The organism is Streptomyces sp. NPDC079020, assembly GCF_044542225.1.
Classification (GTDB): Bacteria; Actinomycetota; Actinomycetes; order Streptomycetales; family Streptomycetaceae; genus Streptomyces.
This window is the reverse complement of sequence record NZ_JBITUB010000006.1, coordinates 104179-124076: the sequence shown is the minus strand read 5'-3', so window position 1 is coordinate 124076 and position 19898 is coordinate 104179. Positions and strand designations below refer to the sequence as shown.

Annotated in this window: 14 protein-coding genes; 9 read left to right on the top strand and 5 right to left on the bottom strand. The window is 70.7% G+C overall.

Going from position 1 to position 19898, the window contains the following annotated elements; translation table 11 throughout:
* Window positions 1-4: 4 nt before the first annotated feature.
* Window positions 5-1057, top strand: coding sequence for a hypothetical protein (locus tag ACIGJO_RS14545; RefSeq protein ID WP_399957304.1), 1053 nt, complete (start codon window positions 5-7; stop codon window positions 1055-1057).
* Window positions 1058-1084: 27 nt separating this feature from the next.
* On the opposite strand, the gene ACIGJO_RS14540 is transcribed toward ACIGJO_RS14545, so the two are convergent.
* Window positions 1085-2548 carry a N,N-dimethylformamidase beta subunit family domain-containing protein gene (locus tag ACIGJO_RS14540; RefSeq protein ID WP_399957301.1) on the bottom strand — a complete coding sequence of 488 codons (1464 nt, stop codon included), beginning with the start codon at window positions 2546-2548 and terminating at the stop codon, window positions 1085-1087.
* 692 nt (window positions 2549-3240) lie between these two features.
* On the opposite strand from ACIGJO_RS14540, the gene ACIGJO_RS14535 reads away from it, so the two are divergent.
* The 7 genes from ACIGJO_RS14535 (at window position 3241) to ACIGJO_RS14505 (ending at window position 12314) form a co-directional block, all read left to right on the top strand.
* Complete coding sequence (locus ACIGJO_RS14535; RefSeq protein WP_399957298.1) at window positions 3241-4470, top strand: amidohydrolase; 1230 nt, start codon at window positions 3241-3243, stop codon at window positions 4468-4470.
* A gap of 583 nt (window positions 4471-5053) precedes the next feature.
* Window positions 5054-6091, top strand: a complete 1038-nt coding sequence (locus ACIGJO_RS14530) for a BMP family protein (RefSeq protein WP_399957295.1) — start codon at window positions 5054-5056, stop codon at window positions 6089-6091.
* A 355-nt stretch (window positions 6092-6446) separates the two neighbouring features.
* Window positions 6447-8102: an ABC transporter ATP-binding protein gene (locus ACIGJO_RS14525; RefSeq protein WP_399958128.1), complete on the top strand. Its 1656-nt coding sequence runs from the start codon at window positions 6447-6449 to the stop codon at window positions 8100-8102.
* Window positions 8099-9211, top strand: a complete 1113-nt coding sequence (locus ACIGJO_RS14520; RefSeq protein ID WP_399957292.1) for an ABC transporter permease — start codon at window positions 8099-8101, stop codon at window positions 9209-9211. The genes ACIGJO_RS14525 and ACIGJO_RS14520 overlap by 4 nt, the downstream gene beginning before the upstream one ends.
* Entirely contained in the window at window positions 9208-10497 is a 1290-nt protein-coding gene (locus tag ACIGJO_RS14515; RefSeq protein WP_399957289.1) for an ABC transporter permease, read from the top strand. The genes ACIGJO_RS14520 and ACIGJO_RS14515 overlap by 4 nt, the downstream gene beginning before the upstream one ends.
* Window positions 10494-10898 carry a cytidine deaminase gene (locus tag ACIGJO_RS14510; protein ID WP_399957286.1) on the top strand — a complete coding sequence of 135 codons (405 nt, stop codon included), beginning with the start codon at window positions 10494-10496 and terminating at the stop codon, window positions 10896-10898. Before ACIGJO_RS14515 ends, ACIGJO_RS14510 begins: the two co-directional genes overlap by 4 nt.
* Window positions 10899-11036: 138 nt before the next feature.
* Complete coding sequence (locus ACIGJO_RS14505) at window positions 11037-12314, top strand: thymidine phosphorylase (RefSeq protein WP_399957283.1); 1278 nt, start codon at window positions 11037-11039, stop codon at window positions 12312-12314.
* 151 nt (window positions 12315-12465) lie between these two features.
* On the opposite strand, the gene ACIGJO_RS14500 is transcribed toward ACIGJO_RS14505, so the two are convergent.
* Window positions 12466-15795: a S8 family peptidase gene (locus ACIGJO_RS14500; RefSeq protein ID WP_399957280.1), complete on the bottom strand. Its 3330-nt coding sequence runs from the start codon at window positions 15793-15795 to the stop codon at window positions 12466-12468.
* Window positions 15796-16213: 418 nt separating this feature from the next.
* Between ACIGJO_RS14500 and ACIGJO_RS14495 the strand changes: the two genes are divergently transcribed.
* On the top strand, window positions 16214-16555 hold the full coding sequence (locus ACIGJO_RS14495) for an STAS domain-containing protein (RefSeq protein ID WP_399957277.1): 342 nt from the start codon (window positions 16214-16216) through the stop codon (window positions 16553-16555).
* A 54-nt stretch (window positions 16556-16609) separates the two neighbouring features.
* On the opposite strand, the gene ACIGJO_RS14490 is transcribed toward ACIGJO_RS14495, so the two are convergent.
* The 3 genes from ACIGJO_RS14490 to ACIGJO_RS14480 form a co-directional block, all read right to left on the bottom strand.
* Window positions 16610-17605: a sigma-70 family RNA polymerase sigma factor gene (locus tag ACIGJO_RS14490; protein ID WP_399958125.1), complete on the bottom strand. Its 996-nt coding sequence runs from the start codon at window positions 17603-17605 to the stop codon at window positions 16610-16612.
* 93 nt (window positions 17606-17698) lie between these two features.
* The gene (locus ACIGJO_RS14485; RefSeq protein WP_399957274.1) at window positions 17699-18415 is read right to left on the bottom strand and encodes a L,D-transpeptidase family protein; all 717 of its coding nucleotides are present in this window, start codon (window positions 18413-18415) and stop codon (window positions 17699-17701) included.
* 161 nt (window positions 18416-18576) lie between these two features.
* Complete coding sequence (locus ACIGJO_RS14480; RefSeq protein ID WP_399957271.1) at window positions 18577-19896, bottom strand: MFS transporter; 1320 nt, start codon at window positions 19894-19896, stop codon at window positions 18577-18579.
* Window positions 19897-19898 lie beyond the last annotated feature (2 nt).

Here is a 19898-nt window from a genome sequence, read left to right as displayed (position 1 = left end):
ACCGGTGAACCTCGCCTTCGTCGAGAGCCCGGTCCAGCTCCTGAACGTCCTGGAGTGGACCCACGCCATGGGGGGAGGGGACCCGGCCGCCACCACGGTCGTCGTCCTCCCCCCGGTCGACCCGATGTCGCGCGGCCAGCTGCGCAGGATGGCGGAGCTGGCCCGCGACGAGGGCATCACCGTCCGCTGGCAGGAGGCGCGCGGCGAGTCCGGCGCGCCTCTCAAGGCCCTGCGCGCCCTGACCGGGCTGGTCAGGCGGGCGGACCACATCGTGATCGGTGACCCGTTCTCCCGGTACGTACAACTCCTGCTCACCCTGGTCCGCGCCCCGCGCCTCACGGTGGTCGACGACGGCACGGCCACCATGGAGTTCGTCGCCCAGCTGGCCCGGGGCGAGCGCCTGGTGCGCTGGCACCGCAGGGGCCGCAAGGGCCCGCGCGAACTGGTCCTGGCCCCGGTCACCGCGACCGCCCGCCGCCGCTTCACCCCGACGGCGAACCGCACGGTCGAGGTCTTCACTGCCATGCCGGTCCAGGCCCCGCCCGGCATCACGGTCACCGCCAACGACTTCTCCTGGACCCGCACCCGCTTCGGCCCGCCCCGCATCAGCAAGGGCGCGGACCTGGTCGGCACCTCCCTGGTGGAAACGGGCGTCGTCGACCCGGTCCCGTACCAGGAAGCCGTCGCCGCACTGGCCCGCACCCACGGCGCGACCCGCTACTTCGCGCACCGCCGCGAGTCCGCCGAGAAGCTCCACGCCCTGGAAGCCGCCACCGGCCTGGAGATCGTCCGCCCGGACCTCCCCCTGGAACTCATCGCCCGCCGGGGCCCCATCGGCCGCACGGTCCTGAGCTTCCCCTCCACCGTCGTCCACACCCTCCCCCTGGCCCTGGCCGGCACGGGCGTCAAGGTCGCGGTCTGCGACATCGCCCCGGAATGGCTCCGCGACACGGCCTCCCCGCGCGCCCAGGGCTTCCTGAGCGGCGTCACGGAAACGGCCCGCGACGTACAGCGCCTCGCCCCGTGGCGGGTCACGGCGGTGACGGCGGAGGGGTGAGGGCGGGACGTCGAGCGGCGCGTCGCGTCACTTCTCGCGGCGGGGCTCCAGCATCCGGGTCAGCAGATTACGGGTGGCCCGCTGGACCTGGGGGTTGACGTAGGCGGGGTCCTGCAGGGCGAGCGGCCAGTGGAAGGTACCGGCGACGAAGACGAACGTGCCCTGCTTGTTCTCGCACAGGCTGGTGTTCTGCATGCTGCGCCCGCGCCCCCAGCTGTCCACGTAGGGGGACGCGGCGAGCAGAGTCTGCTCGCTGTCCGCGGGCCGGGGCATCGACGGGTCGAAGCCGTCCGCCTCGACACCGATGAGGTCCGGGATCTTGTCGCCGTCCCGCAGTCCGGTGCCCGACCAGAACCAGTGGCCGCTCTCGCGCACCACGAGGGGTGCGGGTTCCTTGAGGATGCCGTTGTACTGCACGCCCAGCAGACCCTGTTCGGCCTTCCGGTGCTTCTTGCCGAGCTTGCGCCAGCGCACGGTGGGCCCGGCGGTGCCGGGCTCGGGGTCGGGGGCTTCCTTGTAGCAGGTCACCACCCGGCCGTCCCGGCCGTCGGCCGCGGGTTCGAGCCGGATGTGGAAGTAGATGTTGTTCGAGGCGAGGAACGCGAGATGGGTTCCGGCGTCGACCGCGTCCTCGGCGCAGTCGCGCATCTCCTTGGACCAGTACTCGTCGTGGCCCGAGAAGACGACCGCGGTGTACTTCGCCGGATCGATGCGTCCCTCGTGCAGATCGACGCTGCTGGCGTAAGTGATGTCGTACCCGGCCGCCTCCGCCCAGCGCGCGGCACTGGTGTCCATGGTGAACCACCGGGGTGCGCCGGTCTCGACATAGGGCCGGTCGAAGGAGACCCGGACGGCACGCTCCTCGTTCCCGCCGATCTTTCCCTCGGCGGTGTAGCCCTTGTACAGGTTCTTCCCGGTGCGGCCGTCGAACGGCCAGAGGTTGTACGCCTGGTACGTGGTGAAGGGGAGGACCATCAGGAGGTCGGACCGGCGGTCGGTGTCCCGGACGACGAACGGCGTGAAGCTGCGGAATCCGTCTTCCGAGGTGAAGACCGCCATGAATATCCCCGACAGCCAGTCCTCGGGTATCTCCAGGGTCCAGGTCACCGGCCAGTCGCAGGCGATCATCCCGGTCCCGGCATCCGGCTCCGGTCTCTTCCGGGGCTCCGCACGGACCGGCTCGCTGGTCACCAGATGCCGGGCACCTGAACCGTCGTAGTGTCCGACGCGGTAGACCGCAACCGTGCACTCCTGGGCACGGTGGGACGAGATATGGAAGCCGATCGATTCACCACGGCTCACCGAGGTCTTCGACGCGTAGCCCTGTATCTGGATGGCCTTGTCGTCGGCGCCCCGGGTACCCCCGTGCCCGACCGCCCACTCGTCCGAGCCGGTCGCGCGGTTCTCGCTCACCACGGGGTTGTTCCCCGTGCTCGCCCTGGGCCGCTGCGGCAGGGACTCGGCCTCGCCCCGCAGCTGATACCCGGCCACGGCCACTGCCCCGACTCCGAGGGCTCCGAGGGCAGCACGACGGGACACTTTCGACACAGCGCACACTCCGAGGCCCGGACGCCAGGCCTCTCGCCTCACGCGTCGTCATCTGCGTGACCGGAGAGCACCTGCTTCCTGTGCGACGCCTGTCAGCAATCGCTGATTGTATGGATGTGAAGGACCGGAAACGCAGAGATGGATGATGTGTATTCGCACACACCTCGGGTTCATGACTGGGGCTGTGGTCGAACTTGTGAACGGGCCGTCACATGCATCCCCTGCTCTCACCTCAGCTGACGTCACGCTCACGGCCCAGAAGCAGGCGCAGCCGTAGCCGGTCGGCACCCCAACTGCTCATGGACGTGGCGAACGTTCGGTTCGCCTGCGCGGGCCGGGTCCACGCCTTGATGCTCCCGCCGACGTACTTGTACAGCGCGCCGAGCCGTCGGCTTGTCGCCCCGCCCCCGGGGCGGGGAACCACGCCGCACGCGGCGCCCGTGTGGGCGTCCGCGCCCCCGTCGCACGCCCCGCGCCATGCCCCCGTCCCGTGCCCGACTTGCCGAAGAAGCGGCGGAGTGTACCCACCGCGCACTCCCCTCACACGCCCCCGCTCCCAAAAATGTTCGCCTGAGCGGCTGAAGTTTTGTTGATATGTGGCCAGTTGAGGGTGTGAGGGGCCTACTCTTCAACAGGTGAACCAGTTGAAGTCCCGCACTGATGCCCTTGCCGAGCTGCCCGGGGAAGCCGCTCTGCCCGGCACGCTGTCCGAGGAGCTCCGCGCCGAGCTGATCGCCTTCCGCCGTGATCTGCACATGCACCCCGAGCTCGGCAACCAGGAGTTCCGTACCACCGCGGCCATCAAGGACCGGCTGGAGAAGGCCGGGCTGAAGCCGCGGGTGCTCTCCATCGGGACCGGGCTGATGTGTGACGTGGGGGAGTGGGACGGGGTGACGCCCATGCTGGCGTTGCGGGCCGACATCGACGCGCTGCCGATCCCGGACACCAAGGCGGGGGTCTCCTACCGGTCCACCGTGCCCGAACGGGCGCACGCCTGCGGGCACGACGTGCACACCACCACCGTGCTGGGCGCCGGGCTCGTGCTGGCCGGGCTGGCGCGGCAGGGGCTGCTGCCCAGGGCGGTGCGGCTGATCTTCCAGCCCGCCGAGGAGGTGCTGCCCGGCGGCGCCACCGACGCGATCGAGGCCGGGGTGCTGGAAGGTGTCGGGCGGATCATCGGCGTGCACTGCGACCCGAAGGTGGACGTCGGACGCATCGGGCTGCGGGCCGGGGCCATCACCTCCGCCTGCGACCGGCTGGAGGTGTCCATGGACGGCCCCGGCGGGCACACCGCCCGGCCGTACCTGACCACCGACCTGGTCACCGCCGCCGCCCGGGTGGCCACCGACGTACCCGCGCTGCTCGCCCGCAGGACCGACGCCCGCTCGGGGCTCGCCGTCACCTGGGGGCGGCTGGAGACCGGGCACGCGTGCAACGTCATCCCGCAGCACGCCGAACTGTCCGGAACCGTTCGCTGCCTGGATCTGGACGCCTGGCGGGAGGCGCCCGATCTCGTGCACAACGCAATCGACGAGGTGGCGGGCATGCACCGGGCCAAGACCGTGATCAATTACGTGCGCGGGGTGCCGCCCGTGGTGAACGACGCCGAGACCGTTGCCCTGCTCGACGCCGCGATGACCGGGCGGCGCGGTTCGTATGCGATCGAGGACACCGAACAGAGCCTCGGGGGCGAGGACTTCTCCTGGTACCTGGAGCACGTTCCGGGCGCGATGGCGCGCCTCGGGGTACGTACCCCCGGGGACACCCGGGGGCTCGACCTGCACCGGGGGAACTTCGACGTGGACGAGGAGGCGATCACCGTGGGCGTGGAGCTGTTCACGGCGGCCGCACTGCTGAACACGTGACGTAGGGGGCATCGCGGGGGCATCCCTGGATCCGGGGATGCCTGCGGCATCACGGGCGGACCGGTTCGGACCTGCGGGCCAGTGCCCGCAGGACCGGTTCGGACCTGCGGCCCACTCCCGCCCCAGTGCCCACTTCCGCCCCGTGCCCCCTGCGGACCTGCCCCCCGTGCGGACCTGCCCGGTCCTTGGAGGGGTCCGGCCCCAGGCCCGACCCCTCGGACCGGCATCCCGACCCCCAGGCCCGACCCCTCGGACCGGCATCCCGACCCCCACGCCCCGACCCCTCGGACCGGCATCCCGACCCCCACGCCCCGGCCCCGCTCCTCTCCCCGGCCCCACGCCCCACGCCCCCCACACCCCAGGGGTGCCCCTCGTGGGGCGGCTCGAAGTAGGCTGCGCGGGTGGCGGGTCGGCGCGGTCCTCCTGTGGTGCCCCCGAAGCAGGCGTCCGTCGGGAGCGGCCTCGCACTTCGATCTGGTAACGACTCGTGAACTGGGGCTTAACAGATATCTACGCGCGTTACGATCGCCGCGAAACCAGCGCCGAAAGAGGCGCTTTCGGCCAGTCTGAAGGGACCCTCCTCGTGCGCCGGGTATCCAAGATCACCGCCTCGTGTGCCCTCGCCGCGGCACTCGCGCTCACCGCCACCGCGTGCGGCGAGTCGTCCACGGAGTCCACCGACTCCGGAGGCAAGCTCAAGGTCGGTATGGCCTATGACGTCGGCGGCCGTGGCGACAACTCCTTCAATGACTCCGCGGCTCGTGGCCTGGACAAGGCCAAGGCCGAGTTCGGCGCCGAGACCAAGGAGCTCACCGCCAAGACCGGGGAGACCCCGGCCGACCGTGAGCAGCGTCTCTCCTCGCTGGCCGAGGGCGGCTACAACCCGGTCATCGGTGTCGGCTTCGCCTACCAGGCGGCGATCGACAAGGTGGCCAAGGAGCACCCGGACACCACGTTCGGCCTGATCGACTCGGTCTCCGACGTCAAGAACGTGGCCTCCATCGTCTTCACCGAGGAGCAGGGTTCCTACCTCGCCGGTGTCGCGGCGGCGCTGAAGTCCAAGGACGGCCAGGTCGGATTCATCGGCGGCGTCGACCTCCCGCTGATCAAGAAGTTCGCCGCTGGTTTCCAGCAGGGCGTCCTGGAGACGAACCCGAAGGCCAAGGTTCAGATCCAGTACCTGTCCACCGGTTCGGACCTGTCCGGCTTCGGCAGCCCCGACAAGGGCAAGGAAGCCGCCAAGGGCATGCTCGACAAGGGCGCCGACGTGATCTTCGCCGCCGCGGGCGGCTCCGGTGCCGGTTCGATCGAGGCCGTGGCCGGCAAGAAGGGCGCCTGGTCCATCGGCGTCGACTCCGACCAGGCCAAGGACCCGGCCCTGTCGAAGTACGCCGACACGATCATGACCTCCGTCGTGAAGAACGTCGACAGCGGTGTCTTCGACCTGATCAAGTCGGTCAAGGACGACAAGCCGCTGACCGGTACGCAGACGTACTCGCTGGCCGAGGACGGCGTCAGCCTGACCACCACGGGTGACCACCTCAAGGACATCCAGGGCAAGCTGGACGAGGCGAAGAAGAAGATCGTCGACGGCACCATCAAGGTCAAGACCACGACCTGACCGGTCGCTCGACATCGGGGTCCGGAAGCGCGGCTTCGGCCGCGGCTCCGGGCCCCGATTCATGTACGTGCGGTTCCGCCCGCCGGGCAGATGTGTCCCGCCGGGCGGCATCCGCGGCTCCGCCCCCGGGCGCGCGCACCCCGCCTGCCGGGTACGTGTACTCCGCCGGGCGGGTACGCGTCCGCCGCCCGATCACCGGGTGGCCAACGAATCGGTAGCGCTACGCGCGTAGCGTTCCGCGGGCACGGTATTTTCGCCAAGCCCGCCCACCATCGATCATGGCGACGCCGCTTCCTCCGCCCCGTCCGCCACCCTCGCCCCTCCCGCCCTCCGCTCCTGTCAAGGAGAGTGCGTCATCAAAGCGTCCAGCAGTCCTCATGCCGTAGAGCTCCGCGGCATCACCAAACGATTCCCCGGGGTCGTGGCCAACCACGACATCGACATCACCGTGAACCGCGGCACCGTGCACGCCCTCGTCGGCGAGAACGGTGCCGGCAAGTCCACCCTGATGAAGATCCTTTACGGCATGCAGAAGCCGGACGAGGGCACCATCGCGGTGGACGGCGAGCTGGTCTCGTTCGGCAACCCCGGTGACGCCATCGACCGCGGCATCGGCATGGTCCACCAGCACTTCATGCTCGCCGACTACCTCACCGTCCTCGAGAACGTCGTCCTCGGCTCCGAGAAGCTGCACGGCATCGGGGACCGGGCCCGCGCCAGGATCAAGGAGATCTCCGACGCGTACGGCCTCGGCGTCCGCCCGGACGCCATGGTCGAGGACCTCGGGGTCGCCGACCGCCAGCGTGTGGAGATCCTCAAGGTCCTCTACCGCGGTGCGCGCACGCTGATCCTCGACGAGCCGACCGCCGTCCTCGTGCCGCAGGAGGTCGACGCGCTCTTCGACAACCTCCGTGAGCTCAAGGCCGAGGGCCTCACCGTCATCTTCATCTCGCACAAGCTGGGTGAGGTGCTCTCCGTCGCCGACGAGATCACCGTGATCCGGCGCGGTACGACGGTGGGCACGGCGGACCCCGCGAGCACCACCGCCAAGCAGCTCGCCGAGCTGATGGTCGGCAGTGAGCTGCCCTCGCCGGAGACCCGTGAGTCGACCGTCACCGATGTCCCGATGCTGACCGTCGAGGACCTGCGGCTGACCGCCACCGACCCGGACGGCGCGGTGCGTGCCGTGCTCGACGGGATCGCCTTCACCATCCGCAAGGGCGAGGTGCTCGGCATCGCGGGCGTCGAGGGCAACGGGCAGTCCGAGCTGGTCGACGCCATCATGGGCATGCGCCACCTCGACAGCGGCGTCCTCACCCTCGACGGCACCGACATCTCGCGCCTCGCCACCCGCAAGCGGCGCGAGGACGGCATGGCCGTCATCCCCGAGGACCGCCACCGGCACGGTCTGCTCCTGGACGCGCCCCTCTGGGAGAACCGCATCCTCGGCCATGTCACCGAGCGGCCCAACAGCAAGGGCGCCTTCCTCGACCTGAAGGCGGCCCGCGCCGACACCGAGCGGATCGTGCGCGAGTACGACGTCCGTACCCCCGGTATCGAGGTGACCGCGGCCTCGCTCTCCGGCGGCAACCAGCAGAAGCTGATCGTCGGCCGCGAGATGAGCCACAACCCCAAGCTGCTGATCGCGGCGCACCCCACCCGGGGTGTGGACGTCGGCGCCCAGGCCCAGATCTGGGACCAGATCCGCGAGGCGCGCCGTGAGGGCCTGGCGGTACTGCTCATCTCCGCCGACCTCGACGAGCTGATCGGGCTGTCCGACACCCTGCGTGTCATGTTCCGCGGCCGGCTGGTCGCCGACGCCGACCCGGCGAGCGTCACCCCGGAAGAGCTCGGCTCGGCGATGACGGGCGCGGCCTCCGGCCACCTCGAAGCACCGGCCACCGGCGACGACGCCACCGGCAAGGGCACCACCACCGGCGACGACACCACCGGCACCGGCGCCACCGGCGACGACGCCACCGACCCCCGGGACGGGGGAGAGGACCGATGAAGAAGTTCGACAAGGAGCGGCTGCTCCTGGGCATCGCGGCCCCGGCACTCGCGATCGTGGTCGCGTTCCTGGTGACCGCCCTCGTGCTGGCGGCCACCGGCAAGGAACCGTTCAGCGCCTTCGGCATCATGTTCGACTACGGGCTGAAGTCGGACAGCCAGGTCTACATTCTCAACAAGGCGACGACCTACTACCTCGCGGGTCTCGCGGTGGCCGTCGGCTTCCGTATGAACCTCTTCAACATCGGCGTCGACGGCCAGTACCGTCTGGCCGCGTTCTTCGCCGCCGCCCTCGGCGGAGCGCTGACCCTGCCGGGCGTCCTGCAGATCCCGCTGATCATCCTCACCGCGATGATCGTCGGCGCGATGTGGGCCGGTATCGCGGGTGTCCTCAAGGTCACCCGGGGCGTCAGCGAGGTCGTCTCCACGATCATGCTGAACGCCATCGCGACGGCGATCATCGGATACCTGCTCCAGCAGGGCCGCCTCGGTCACCTCGACAAGGCCGGTACGAAGGTCTCCACCACGCCGATCCCGGAGTCCTCGCACTTCTTCACCTTCCCGACCCAGCCGACCCCGATCTGGGGCTTCATCGTGATCGCGGTCGTCGCGGGCGTCGTCTACTGGTTCGCGCTCTCGCGCACCCGGTTCGGCTTCGACCTGCGTACGGTCGGCCAGTCCGGCTCGGCGGCCGAGGCCAGCGGCGTCAACGTCAAGAAGATGGTCGTCACCTCGATGCTCATCTCCGGCGGGGTGGCCGGTCTGATCGGCATGCCGACGCTGCTGAACGACAGTTACGAATACAGCGGTGACTTCCCGGTCGGCATCGGCTTCACCGGCATCGCCATCGCGCTCCTGGGCCGCAACCACCCCATCGGCATCGCGCTCGGCGCCCTCCTGTGGGGCTTCCTGGAACGCGGCACCGGAAAGCTCGAGTTCGAGGGGTACGACAAGGAGATCGTCGGCGTCATCCAGGGCGTCATCGTCCTGTGCGTCGTCATCGCCTACGAAGTCGTCCGCCGCTACGGCCTCAAGCGTCAGCAGAGCAAGGTCGGCGCGGAACTCGCCGCCCAGGCCCGTAACTCCGACCAGCAGGAGGTGTCGGCGTGACCGCCACGGCGACTTCCACCCCGCCGCCCGCGGCCCCCAGGGTCTCCGGCGGCAAGGGCGGCCGAACCCGGTTCACCCTTCCCGTCATCCTGCTGATCATCGCGGGCGCCCTGCTCGCGCTGTCCGCGGTGCGTGCCATCACCGGCGCCCAGGACGTGACCTCGGCGGGCCAGATCAGCGCCGCGCTCGCCATGGCCGTCCCGATCGGTCTCGCCGGTCTCGGCGGTCTCTGGTCCGAACGGGCCGGTGTGGTCAACATCGGTCTCGAAGGAATGATGATCCTCGGCACCTTCTTCGGTGCCTGGGCGGGCTGGCAGACCAACCCCTGGCTCGGTGTGCTCGCCGGTGTCATCGGCGGCATGCTCGGCGGCCTGCTGCACGCCTTCGCCACCGTCACCTTCGGTGTCGACCACATCATCTCCGGTATCGCCATCAACATCCTGGCGCTCGGGTTCACCACCTACTTCGCCAAGCTCTGGTTCAACACCGGTGACGCGGCGGCGAAGGGCGGCAGCCCCAAGCAGTCGCCACCGGCCGACGACATCACGAGCGTGACGATTCCCGGCCTCTCCGACTGGCTCCATTCGGTGGAGACGCACCACTGGTTCTTCGTCTCGGACGTGGCCGGCATCCTCGGCGGCCTGGTCACCAACGTCTCCCTGCTGACGCTGGTCGCCGTGGTGCTGTTCGTGGCCACCTTCTTCATCCTGTGGAAGACCGCGTTCGGCCTGCGCCTGCGCTCGGCCGGCGAGAACCCGGTGGCCGCCGAATCCCTCGGTGTGAACGTCTACCGCTACAAGTACATCGCCGTGATGGTCTCCGGCGGTCTGGCCGGACTGGGCGGGGCCTTCCTCTCCCTGGTCACCTCGCACATCTACAACGAGGGCCAGACCGGCGGCCGCGGATACATCGGCCTCGCGGCGATGATCTTCGGCAACTGGCGGCCCGGCGGGCTCGCCATGGGCGCGGGCCTGTTCGGCTTCGCCGACGCGCTCCAGCTGCGCAACGGCGGCGACTCCGTCCACGCGCTGCTCCTGCTGCTGGTGGTCATCCTGGCCGTCCTGACGGCCTGGAAGCTCTACCGCAAGGCGTACGTCCCCGCCGTCATCAGCGGTGCCGTCGCCGCCGTCGTGCTGGTCTGGTACCTCGCCACGGACACGGTGCCCACCGAGTTCGTCAGCGCCACCCCGTACATCGTCACGCTGCTCGTCCTGTCGCTCTCCGCACAGCGGCTGCGCATGCCGAAGGCGGACGGGATGCGCTACCGCAAGGGGCAGGGCAAGTGACGGCTCCGGCCGCGGCGGAGGCCGACTGGGACCGGCTGAGGGCCGCCGCCAGGGACGCGATGTCCCGGGCGTACGTCCCCTACTCGGGCTACCCGGTCGGCGTCGCGGCCCTGGTCGACGACGGACGCATGATCGTCGGCTGCAACGTCGAGAACGCCTCGTACGGCCTCTCGCTGTGCGCCGAGTGCGGCCTCGTCTCCCAGCTGCACGCCTCCGGCGGCGGCCGGCTGACCCACTTCACCTGCGTGGACGGCACCGGGGCGATCCTGGTGCCGTGCGGCAGGTGCAGGCAGCTGCTGTACGAGTTCGGGGGGCCGGAACTCGTCCTGGAGACCCCGGACGGCTTCCGTACGCTGGACGAGATGCTGCCGCAGGCGTTCGGCCCGCAGCACCTCGGCTGAGGGCCCGAAGGGCCGTTCCCCGCCGGGCACCCGCGCACCGGGTGCCCGGCCACCACCCCGTACGTAAACCCTCACGTACGCACACCCTCACGTACGCGACCTCACGTACGAACGACACGGCCGGAAGGACTCCAGAACATGGACGCCATCTCCGTCATCCGCACCAAGCGGGACCGCGGCGAACTGACCCCCGAGCAGATCGACTGGGTCATCGACGCGTACACCCGCGGCCAGGTCGCCGACGAGCAGATGTCCGCGCTGGCCATGGCGATACTGCTGAACGGCATGAACCGCACCGAGATCGCCCGCTGGACCGCCGCGATGATCGCCTCCGGCGAGCGGATGAGCTTCTCCGAACTCTCCCGGCCCACCACCGACAAGCACTCCACCGGCGGCGTCGGCGACAAGATCACGCTGCCGCTCGCCCCGCTGGTCGCCGCCTGCGGCGCCGCCGTGCCGCAGCTCAGCGGGCGCGGCCTCGGCCACACCGGCGGCACCCTCGACAAGCTGGAGTCCATCCCCGGCTGGCGCGCCCATCTCTCCAACGAGGAGATGCGCCACGTCCTGGACACCACCGGCGCGGTCATCTGCGCCGCCGGTGACGGGCTCGCCCCCGCCGACAAGAAGCTGTACGCGCTGCGCGATGTCACCGGCACCGTCGAGGCCATCCCGCTGATCGCCAGCTCGATCATGTCCAAGAAGATCGCCGAGGGCACCGGCGCCCTGGTGCTGGACGTCAAGGTCGGCTCCGGCGCCTTCATGAAGACCATCGAGGACGCCCGCGAACTGGCCTCCACCATGGTCGCGCTCGGCACCGACAGCGGCGTACGGACGGTCGCCCTGCTCACCGACATGGCCACCCCGCTCGGACTCACCGCAGGCAACGCCCTGGAGGTACGGGAGTCGGTGGAGGTGCTGGCCGGCGGCGGCCCCAGGGACGTCGTCGACCTCACCCTGGCGCTCGCCCGCGAGATGCTGGACGCGGCCGGGCTCAAGGACGCCGACCCGGAGAAGGCCCTGGCCGACGGCTCCGCGATGGACGTGTGGCGCCGCATGATCTCCGCCCAGGGCGGTGACCCGGACGCCGCGCTCCCCGTCGCCCGTGAGCAGCACGTGGTGACCGCGCCCGCCACCGGCGTACTGACCCGCCTGGACGCGTACGACATCGGTGTCGCCGCCTGGCGCCTGGGCGCGGGCCGCGCCCGCAAGGAGGACCCGGTGCAGGCGGGCGCGGGCGTCGAGCTGCACGCCAGGCCCGGGGACACCGTCACCGAGGGGCAGCCGCTGCTGACCCTGCACACGGACACCCCGGAGAAGTTCGACTACGCGCTGAAGGCCCTGCCCGAGGCGTACGACATCGCCCCGGCCGGTACGGGCTTCGCCCCGCTGCCCGTCGTGCGCGAGCGCATCGCGTAAACCCGGAGACCGGGAGACCGGGAGACCGGGAGACCGGTGGACCGGGGGCAACACGCGCGGCCCGCCGCACGGATTCCCGGAATCCGTGCGGCGGGCCGCTGTCGTACGGAGTGTCAGCCCTCGCCGGGCCTCGGCATTCCGCCGTCCCCGGTCACTTGCCCAGGTACGCGCTGTGGATCGTCACCGACGACTTGTTGCCCTTCTTGTCCGTGACGTTGGCCTTGAAGGAGATGGCCTTCCCCTTCGCCGGGTTCTTCACGGTGATCTTGTTCTTCTTGACGGTGACCTTCTTCCAGGTCTTGCCGTCGTTGTAACTCACGTACACCGTGAGCGACTTGAGGTTCTTGCCGGCGGCCGCGCCCTGCACCTTCACCGGCACCGGGACGGTCCTGCCCGCCTTCGCCCGGCCGTCCGTGCCCAGGGCGGGCGTGAAGCGGACCGTGGACGCGGGGAGCTGGGCGTCCGCGGTCTTCTTGGAGCGGAACGACCAGCTCGCGTCGACCCGGGTGGACAGCGCGCCGATCTTCGCGCTGTGCCGGACCGAGGTCGTGAGCCGGTAGTCGGCGGCGGCCGAGGGGACCGTGAAGAACTCGGTGCCCGTCAGCGGGTCCTTGTTCTGGGCGATCTTCTTGCCGTTGCGGTGGAGCACCGTCTTCACCGACGTGAGGTCCGGCGAACCGTAGTTGCCCTTGCCGTCGGCCAGGACGGGCAGAGCGGCGGTGATTTCGTTGCCGCTGCGGAAGATGCCGGACTCCTTGGACACCAGCGGCCCGAAGACCCCGGTGTTGACGGTCCTGGCGTAGCTCTTGCCGCCCTTGTACGCGGCCTCGTCGCCGATCGCGTAGTACGCCTCGGTCAGCGGGAAGCCCTCCGGGCTGTGCCCGCCCGCCTGCGCGAAGTCGAAGCTCCAGCGGGCCTTGTCGAGAGTGGAGACCTTGACCGTGCGGGTGCCGGGCAGCTTCTGCTCGGTCGCCGTGCCGAAGAACTGGTCACTGCCGGGCAGCGAGCCCCAGGCGTAGATCTGGCCGGTCTTGCGGGTGACCGCACCGACGCCCATGGACACCTTCAGCGTGGCGAACTGACCGGACGTGAGCTTCCGGCTGTAGCCCGTCGCGAGCTGCTGCACCCGTCCGCCGAGCGCGACGTTGTACTCGCTCGACGCACCCTTGGTCCAGTTGCCCGTCCAGTGCTGGGACAGCGAACCGTCGGTGACCTTCGGGCCGATGTGGGCCGTGCCGAAGCCCTTCGTGTCCCCGAGGATCCAGGCGTAGCTCGCCTCGCTGTTCTTGGTGGTGATCGTGTACTCGGCCAGGAGACCGCGGGACTTGGTGCCCTTCTCCGGCAGCGTGAAGGAGACCGGCTTCGCCGTGCGGGCGTCCAGGGTCACCGAGGTGTCCGCCGTGACGTTCAGCTTCGGCTGGGACAGCCAGTCGACGCCGGCCTCGGGGTCCTCGCTCGCGTAGATGTTGGCGTTAAGCGTGTAGGTGCCCTTGGGCACCCGCACCTTGACCGTGCCGTCGGTGATCACCGGTGCGAGCGACAGCGCGCCGCCGAGCGCGTCCAGACCGGCCTCCGCGTAGGCGGGGGTCTTGCCGTCGCGGCCGAGGGCCTTCAGCGTCACGTCGTACGACTCGGCCTCGCGCTCGACGGCGGCCGCGGTGCGGACGGTCTGCCCGCCGCCGGTGCCCACGACATACGCGGAGTACGTGCCGTCCGCCGTGCCGCCGAGCCGGGTGTCGGTGCTCAGCGCCACATCGGCGCTGCCGCCCGCCGGGACGGTGACCTTGTCGGCGCCGAGGGTGAAGAAGCCCGCCGGGGCGGGCTTGCCCTGGGGGCCGGTGCCCGTCACCGTCAGGTCGAGGGTGACATCGCTCGTACCGAGGTTGCGGTACGTCACCTTCTTCGTGGCCGGGGTGTCATCGGTGTGCGGCCACTGCTGCACGCCGAAGCTCACCGAGACCGGGTCGGCCACGATGCTCTGGCCGAGCGCCCTGTCGACCGCGATCCGCCCCGAACCCTGCTGGAACGGGTTGTACGCGCCCGGCTTGGTGGAGGCCGTCAGCGCACCCTTCAGCTCGCTGTACTTCCAGTCGGGGTGCTGCTGCTTGAGGAGCGCAGCGGCGCCCGCGACATGCGGGGTCGCCATCGACGTACCGGAAATGCTCAGGTACCCGGGCGGGTTCTGGCCGACCTCCTGGTCGATGGCCGAACCGGGGGCGGCGGCGGCCGTGATGTCCACGCCGGGGGCGGTCACATCGGGCTTGATGGCGCCGTCACCGATGCGCGGACCGCGGCTGGAGAAGTCCGCCAGCACGTCCTTGTCGTCGACGGCACCGACGGTCAGCGCGGCGTCCGCGCTGCCCGGCGAACCCACGGTGCCCGCCCCGTCGCCCTCGTTGCCCGCCGCGATGGCGAACAGGACGCCCTTGTCCGCGGACAGCTTGTCGACCGCCGCTTCGAGCGGGTCGATCTCGGGGGTGTCGCTGCCGCCGAGGCTCAGGTTGACGATGTCGGCGCCCTGCGCGACCGCCCACTCCATGCCGGCCAGGATGCCGGAGTCGTCGCCGAAGCCGTCGTCGTCGAGCACCTTGCCCTCGAGCAGCTTGGCGTCCGGGGCGACGCCCTTGAACTTGCCGCCCGACCGGGCGCCCGTACCGGCCGCGATCGAGGAGACGTGCGTGCCGTGCCCGACGCGGTCCTTGGTGTCGGGCGAGGCGGTGAAGTTCTTCGACGCGAGGATCTGGTCCTTGAGGTCGGGGTGCGTGGCGTCCACACCCGTGTCCAGGACCGCGATCTTCACGCCCTTGCCGGTGTAGCCGGCCTTCCAGGCGGCCGGTGCGCCGATCTGGCCGACGCTCCTGTCCAGGCTCGCCCGGCGCACCCCGTCCAGCCAGACCCGGTCGATGCCCGCCGCCGTGGTGCGCTGGGGGCTGTGGGACTGCTTGCTGGTGAGTGCCTGCCAGATGTCCTTGGCGTCGCGCTTCGGTGTGAGCACCGACTCGGCGTTCAGCGAGCTCAGGCTCCGGCCGACCCGGGTGGCACCGGCGTCGCGCACCCCGGCCTTCGCGGCGGCCGCCTGCGCGCCCCGGTAGCCGACGATCAGCCGCAGGCCCTGCTTCTGGGCGCGGCGGTTCTCCGGTCGGTTCAGCTCCGTGATGTCGAAGAGCCGCCGGTCCAGCTTGCCGGAGGCGATCAGCCGGTGGGCGTCGGCCGGTATGACGAGCGTGTGCCCGTCGCGTATCCGCTTCTGCACCGGTATCCCGGCGCGGCCCTTCGCGGGCTCGAAGCCCACGATGCGGCCCTTGGCGTCGACCGCCACCCGGTCGCCGGTGATGAGGGTCAGGTGGTGCGCCGCCCCGGCCGTGGTGCCGGTGCCGGTCTGCCGTGCCCGGTCCGGCTGGGCCGCCGCGGGGGTGGCCATCCCCGCGGCAAGTGCCACGGCTGCCGCCGCGGCGATGGTGGAAACACACGCGCTCTTCACGTGTCTGCGCAACTCTCCCCCTGGAGAATGAGGCGGTTCCTGGGAACCGTCGGTCCGCGGGAGCCGGTGAACTGCCGGTACCCGCTGGTTCACCCACCAAGAGGGAAAAAGCGACGAACAGGTTCACGAAAGCGGTGCCTGGGTTCGGAGTTGACGAAAAACACGCGGGTGAATGGCCGGACGCGTGCGCGGGGACGGACAGCCGGGGCGGGAAAGGCGGCTGAGGGAAAGGCGGCTGAGGGAAAGGTGCGGGGGAGTGCGCGCGGGGGAAAGGGCGCGGGGCAGTGGGCGCTCGTGGAGAGCGCGCGGGTCGGGACGCTCACGGGCACGGGCGGTCGCGGGCCGGTGGGCCGGGCGGGACTTTCACCGGGTGCAGATGAGTTTCGGCGGCCTGCGGGGTCTGCCTGGTGTGGATGCCATGAACCCGAACGTTCTCGTCGTCGCGGGCCGCGTCACCCGGTCCGCCGTTCCGGGGCTCTGTGCGGAGCTGGAGGCGCTGCTACGGAGCCCAGGGGCCGCCGCCCTCCAACCGGGCGGGGTGGTGGACTGCGACGTGGGCGATGTCGTCGGACCGGACCTGGCCCTGGTCGAGGCGGTGGCCCGGCTGGCGCTGGTCGCGCGGCGGGAGGGCGGCAGACGACTGCGCCTCTGCCGGGTGCCGCCCGAACTCCGATCGCTGCTGGACCTGGTGGGGCTGGCGGACGTGGTGGCGCTGGAGGCCCCCGTACCCCCGGAGAACCCCGGGGAACGGGTCCCGTGAGCGGGGCGGCACCGGCCGGGGGAACGGCGCCCCGGCCGAGGCCGGGGCGTCCGCTCACGCGGCGTCGGCCGCGAGGTGGTCGGGCAGCCCGAACAGCGGGAACCAGCGCGGCGTGTCCAGGAAGCAGTGCATCCCGGAGATCGACCCGTCCGTGATGTCGATGATCTGCAACGCCCACGGCACGAAGCCGGATCCCTCGGGATTCGGCTTGTAGTGAGCGAACGCCGGTGTTCCGTTGGCCTCGGTCGCCACCAGACGGGAGCCCGCGCAGCTCGCGCCGTAGGAGAGCATGAAGCCCGTGATGTCGTCGTGCCCCTTCAGCCACAGGTCGAACGGCGGCATCGTCATCACCGCGTCCTCGTGGAGCAGGGCGGTCAGCGCCGTCATGTCGTAGCCCTCGAAGGCCGATACGTACCGCTCAAGGAGCTTCTGCTGTTCCGCGTCGAGCGGATTCGCGGTGTCCGGGGCGCGGTGGTCCGTGTCCGTGAGCGTGGCCCGCGCCCGCTGGAGGGCGCTGTTGACCGAGGCGACGGAGGTGTCGAGCAGCTCGGCGACCTCGCTCGCCCTCCAGGCGAGGACCTCGCGCAGGATCAGCACGGCCCGCTGCTTGGGCGGCAGGTGCTGGAGCGCGGCGACGAACGCCAGACGCACCGACTCCTTGGCCACGGCGGCCTCCGCCGGGTCGGCCACCGAGGGCAGGATCCGGCCGTCGGGCATCGGCTCCAGCCAGGTGTTCTCCGGCAGCGGGTTGAGCGCTGCCTGTGCCAGCGGGGTCGGGCCGGTCAGATCCACCGGCCTGGCCCGCTTGTTGCCCGCGTTCAGCATGTCCAGACAGACGTTCGTCGCGATCCGGTACAGCCAGGAGCGCAGCGAGGAACGGCCCTCGAACTTGTCGAAGTTGCGCCAGGCGCGCACCAGCGTGTCCTGGACCGCGTCCTCGGCCTCGAAGGCCGAGCCGAGCATCCGGTAGCAGTAGCCGGTCAGCTCGACCCGGTGTCCTTCCAGACGGCTGTCGACACTCGCCGCCGCCGTCGTCGTCAGATCGCTCATCGCTCCACCCCAGTTCACGCTGTGACACCTGTCCTCAGCACTCCGGAAGCTACCGCAGGCCACTGACAGCGGGGGCGGGAAGGGCCGAAGCCCTCACGTACCGGGCTTGCGTCCGTACACGAAGACGTCGTCGCCCTTCTTCAGCATCTTCCAGTACGCCTTCGCGTCCGCGGGCCGCATGTTGACGCAGCCGCCCGAACCCGGAGGGTTGTACATGGACTTGGTGACGGAGTGGAACGCCTGGCCGCCGTCGAAGAACTGGGAGTACGGCATCCAGACCTTGTAGATCGTCGACCAGTGCTTGATGTTGCGCCAGTAGACCTTGCTGGCACCGGTGCGCGTCTCCGCGCCGTCGCGTCCCGTCCGCACCGGCACCGGACCGAACTTCAGCTTCTTGCCGTCCTGGATCCAGCTCAGCTGCCGGGTCAGGTCCACGCACGCGATGCGGCCCTTGTCGGTGGGGCACTTCTTGGCCTTGTTCGGGTTCTTCCCGGCCGCCTTCTGGGCGAGCATGGTGTTCATCGTGCGCCAGGTGAGCGGCCCCGCGTACCCGATCGTGGGCGTGATCCCGTGGGCCTTCTGGAACTTCTGGACCGCCTTGCAGTCCGCCGAGGACTGTTTGCCGTCCACCGGCCGCTCCAGGAACTTCTCCACCTGCTTCTGGTACGGCCCGGTGGACTTCGTGCAGGACGCAGCCTGGGCCGCGGTGCCGGTGCCCAGTACGAGCGCGGGTGCCGCCACCAGACCGGCGACGGACAGCGCGACCCCGCGTCGCAGCCGTACGGTGCGTATCTTCTCCGTCACTCCCATGTACGCCAACTCCCCTTCACGAGCAGTGCGTTGGTCTCTCCTGTCAGACGCGTGAAGGGGAGCGGGCGGTTGCCCGGGGTGACGTCTCGGTTGCGTTGCGGTTCGGATCCGGCCGCTTCCGCCGTGCGCCGGTCCAGCGGGTCGCCGGGCCCGGGGGCGATTCAGCGGGTCGCCGGGACCAGCGCGCGCCGTTCGGCCCGCGCGGCCCGTGTCCCGTACAGCGTGATCGATACGACGCCGAGGACCGCGAGCAGTCCCAGGGCCACCGTCCCCGCCCAGCCCCCGGCGTGGAAGGCGACCGCGCCGAGCGTGCCGCCCGCGCTGGAGCCCAGGTAGTACGCGGACTGGTAGAGCGCCGACGCCTGGGCGCGGCCGGTGGTCGCCGTACGGCTCACGGAGGACGAGGCGACCGCGTGCCCGGCGAAGAACCCGGCCGTGATCAGCACCAGGCCCAGCAGCACGGCGGCGAGCCGGTCGGCCAGCGAGAGCAGCAGTCCGGCCGCCGTGGTGGAGACGGCCAGGTAGAGCGCTCCCCGGCGGCCGAGCCGGGCGACGAGCTGCCCGGCCGCGGCGGAGGAGACCGTACCGACCAGGTAGACCAGGAAGATCGAGCCGACGATGCCCTGCGGCAGGCTGAACGGCGCCTCGACCAGCCGGTAGCCGATCACCGTGTAGACCGCGCCGAACACGGTCATGAACAGGGCGCCGATCGCGTACAGCCGGCGCAGCAGCGGGTCGGCGAGGTGGCCGCCGACGGTCTTCGCCAGTGCCTTCGGGTTGAGGGAACCGGGCGTGAAGTTCCGGGCCTTGGGGATCATGAAGTGGAAGACCACCGCGCAGACCGCGGCGAGCAGTCCGACGGCGCCGAGCGCGGCCCGCCAGCCCCACAGCTGGGCCACCCAGCCGGTGAGGATGCGTCCGCTCATGCCGCCGATGCTGTTGCCCGCCACGAACAGTCCGATCGCGGCGACCAGCGCCTTGGGCCGCACCTCCTCGGCCAGGTACGCCATCGCGGAGGCCGGCAGTCCGGCGAGCGCGGCGCCCTGCACGGCGCGCAGCGCGATCAGCCAGCCGAGCGAGGGGGCGAACGGCACGAGCAGCCCCACCAGTACGGCGACCGTCAGCGAGGCGGTCATCATCCGCCGCCGCCCGAACCGCTCGGAGAGCGCGCTCAGCGGCAGCACGCACAGCGCCAGCGCCCCGGTCGCCGCGGAGACCGTCCAGCTCGCCTGCCCCGCCGTGGCGCCGAAGGAGGCGGAGACGGCGGGCAGCAGGGCCTGGGTGGAGTAGAGGAGGGCGAAGGTCGCGACACCGGCGGCGAAGAGCGCGAAGCTCATCCGGCGGTAGCCGGGGCGGCCGGGTTCGAGCCGCGACGGGGCCCCGGCGGCGGAGGCGGCGGAGGCGGGCGGCGAGGAGACGGGCGACGACGGGGCTGCGGCATCCACGGCGAGGGTGGATGCCCCGGTACTGGCAGGAGGCATAC

Coding starts and splice junctions, on each gene's coding strand:
- ACIGJO_RS14520 (WP_399957292.1), top strand. CDS start 8,099: ATGAAGAAGTTCGACAAGGAGCGGCTGCTCCTGGGCATCGCGGCCCCG.
- ACIGJO_RS14505 (WP_399957283.1), top strand. CDS start 11,037: ATGGACGCCATCTCCGTCATCCGCACCAAGCGGGACCGCGGCGAACTG.
- ACIGJO_RS14495 (WP_399957277.1), top strand. CDS start 16,214: ATGAACCCGAACGTTCTCGTCGTCGCGGGCCGCGTCACCCGGTCCGCC.
- ACIGJO_RS14490 (WP_399958125.1), bottom strand. CDS start 17,605: ATGAGCGATCTGACGACGACGGCGGCGGCGAGTGTCGACAGCCGTCTG.
- ACIGJO_RS14485 (WP_399957274.1), bottom strand. CDS start 18,415: ATGGGAGTGACGGAGAAGATACGCACCGTACGGCTGCGACGCGGGGTC.
- ACIGJO_RS14480 (WP_399957271.1), bottom strand. CDS start 19,896: ATGCCTCCTGCCAGTACCGGGGCATCCACCCTCGCCGTGGATGCCGCA.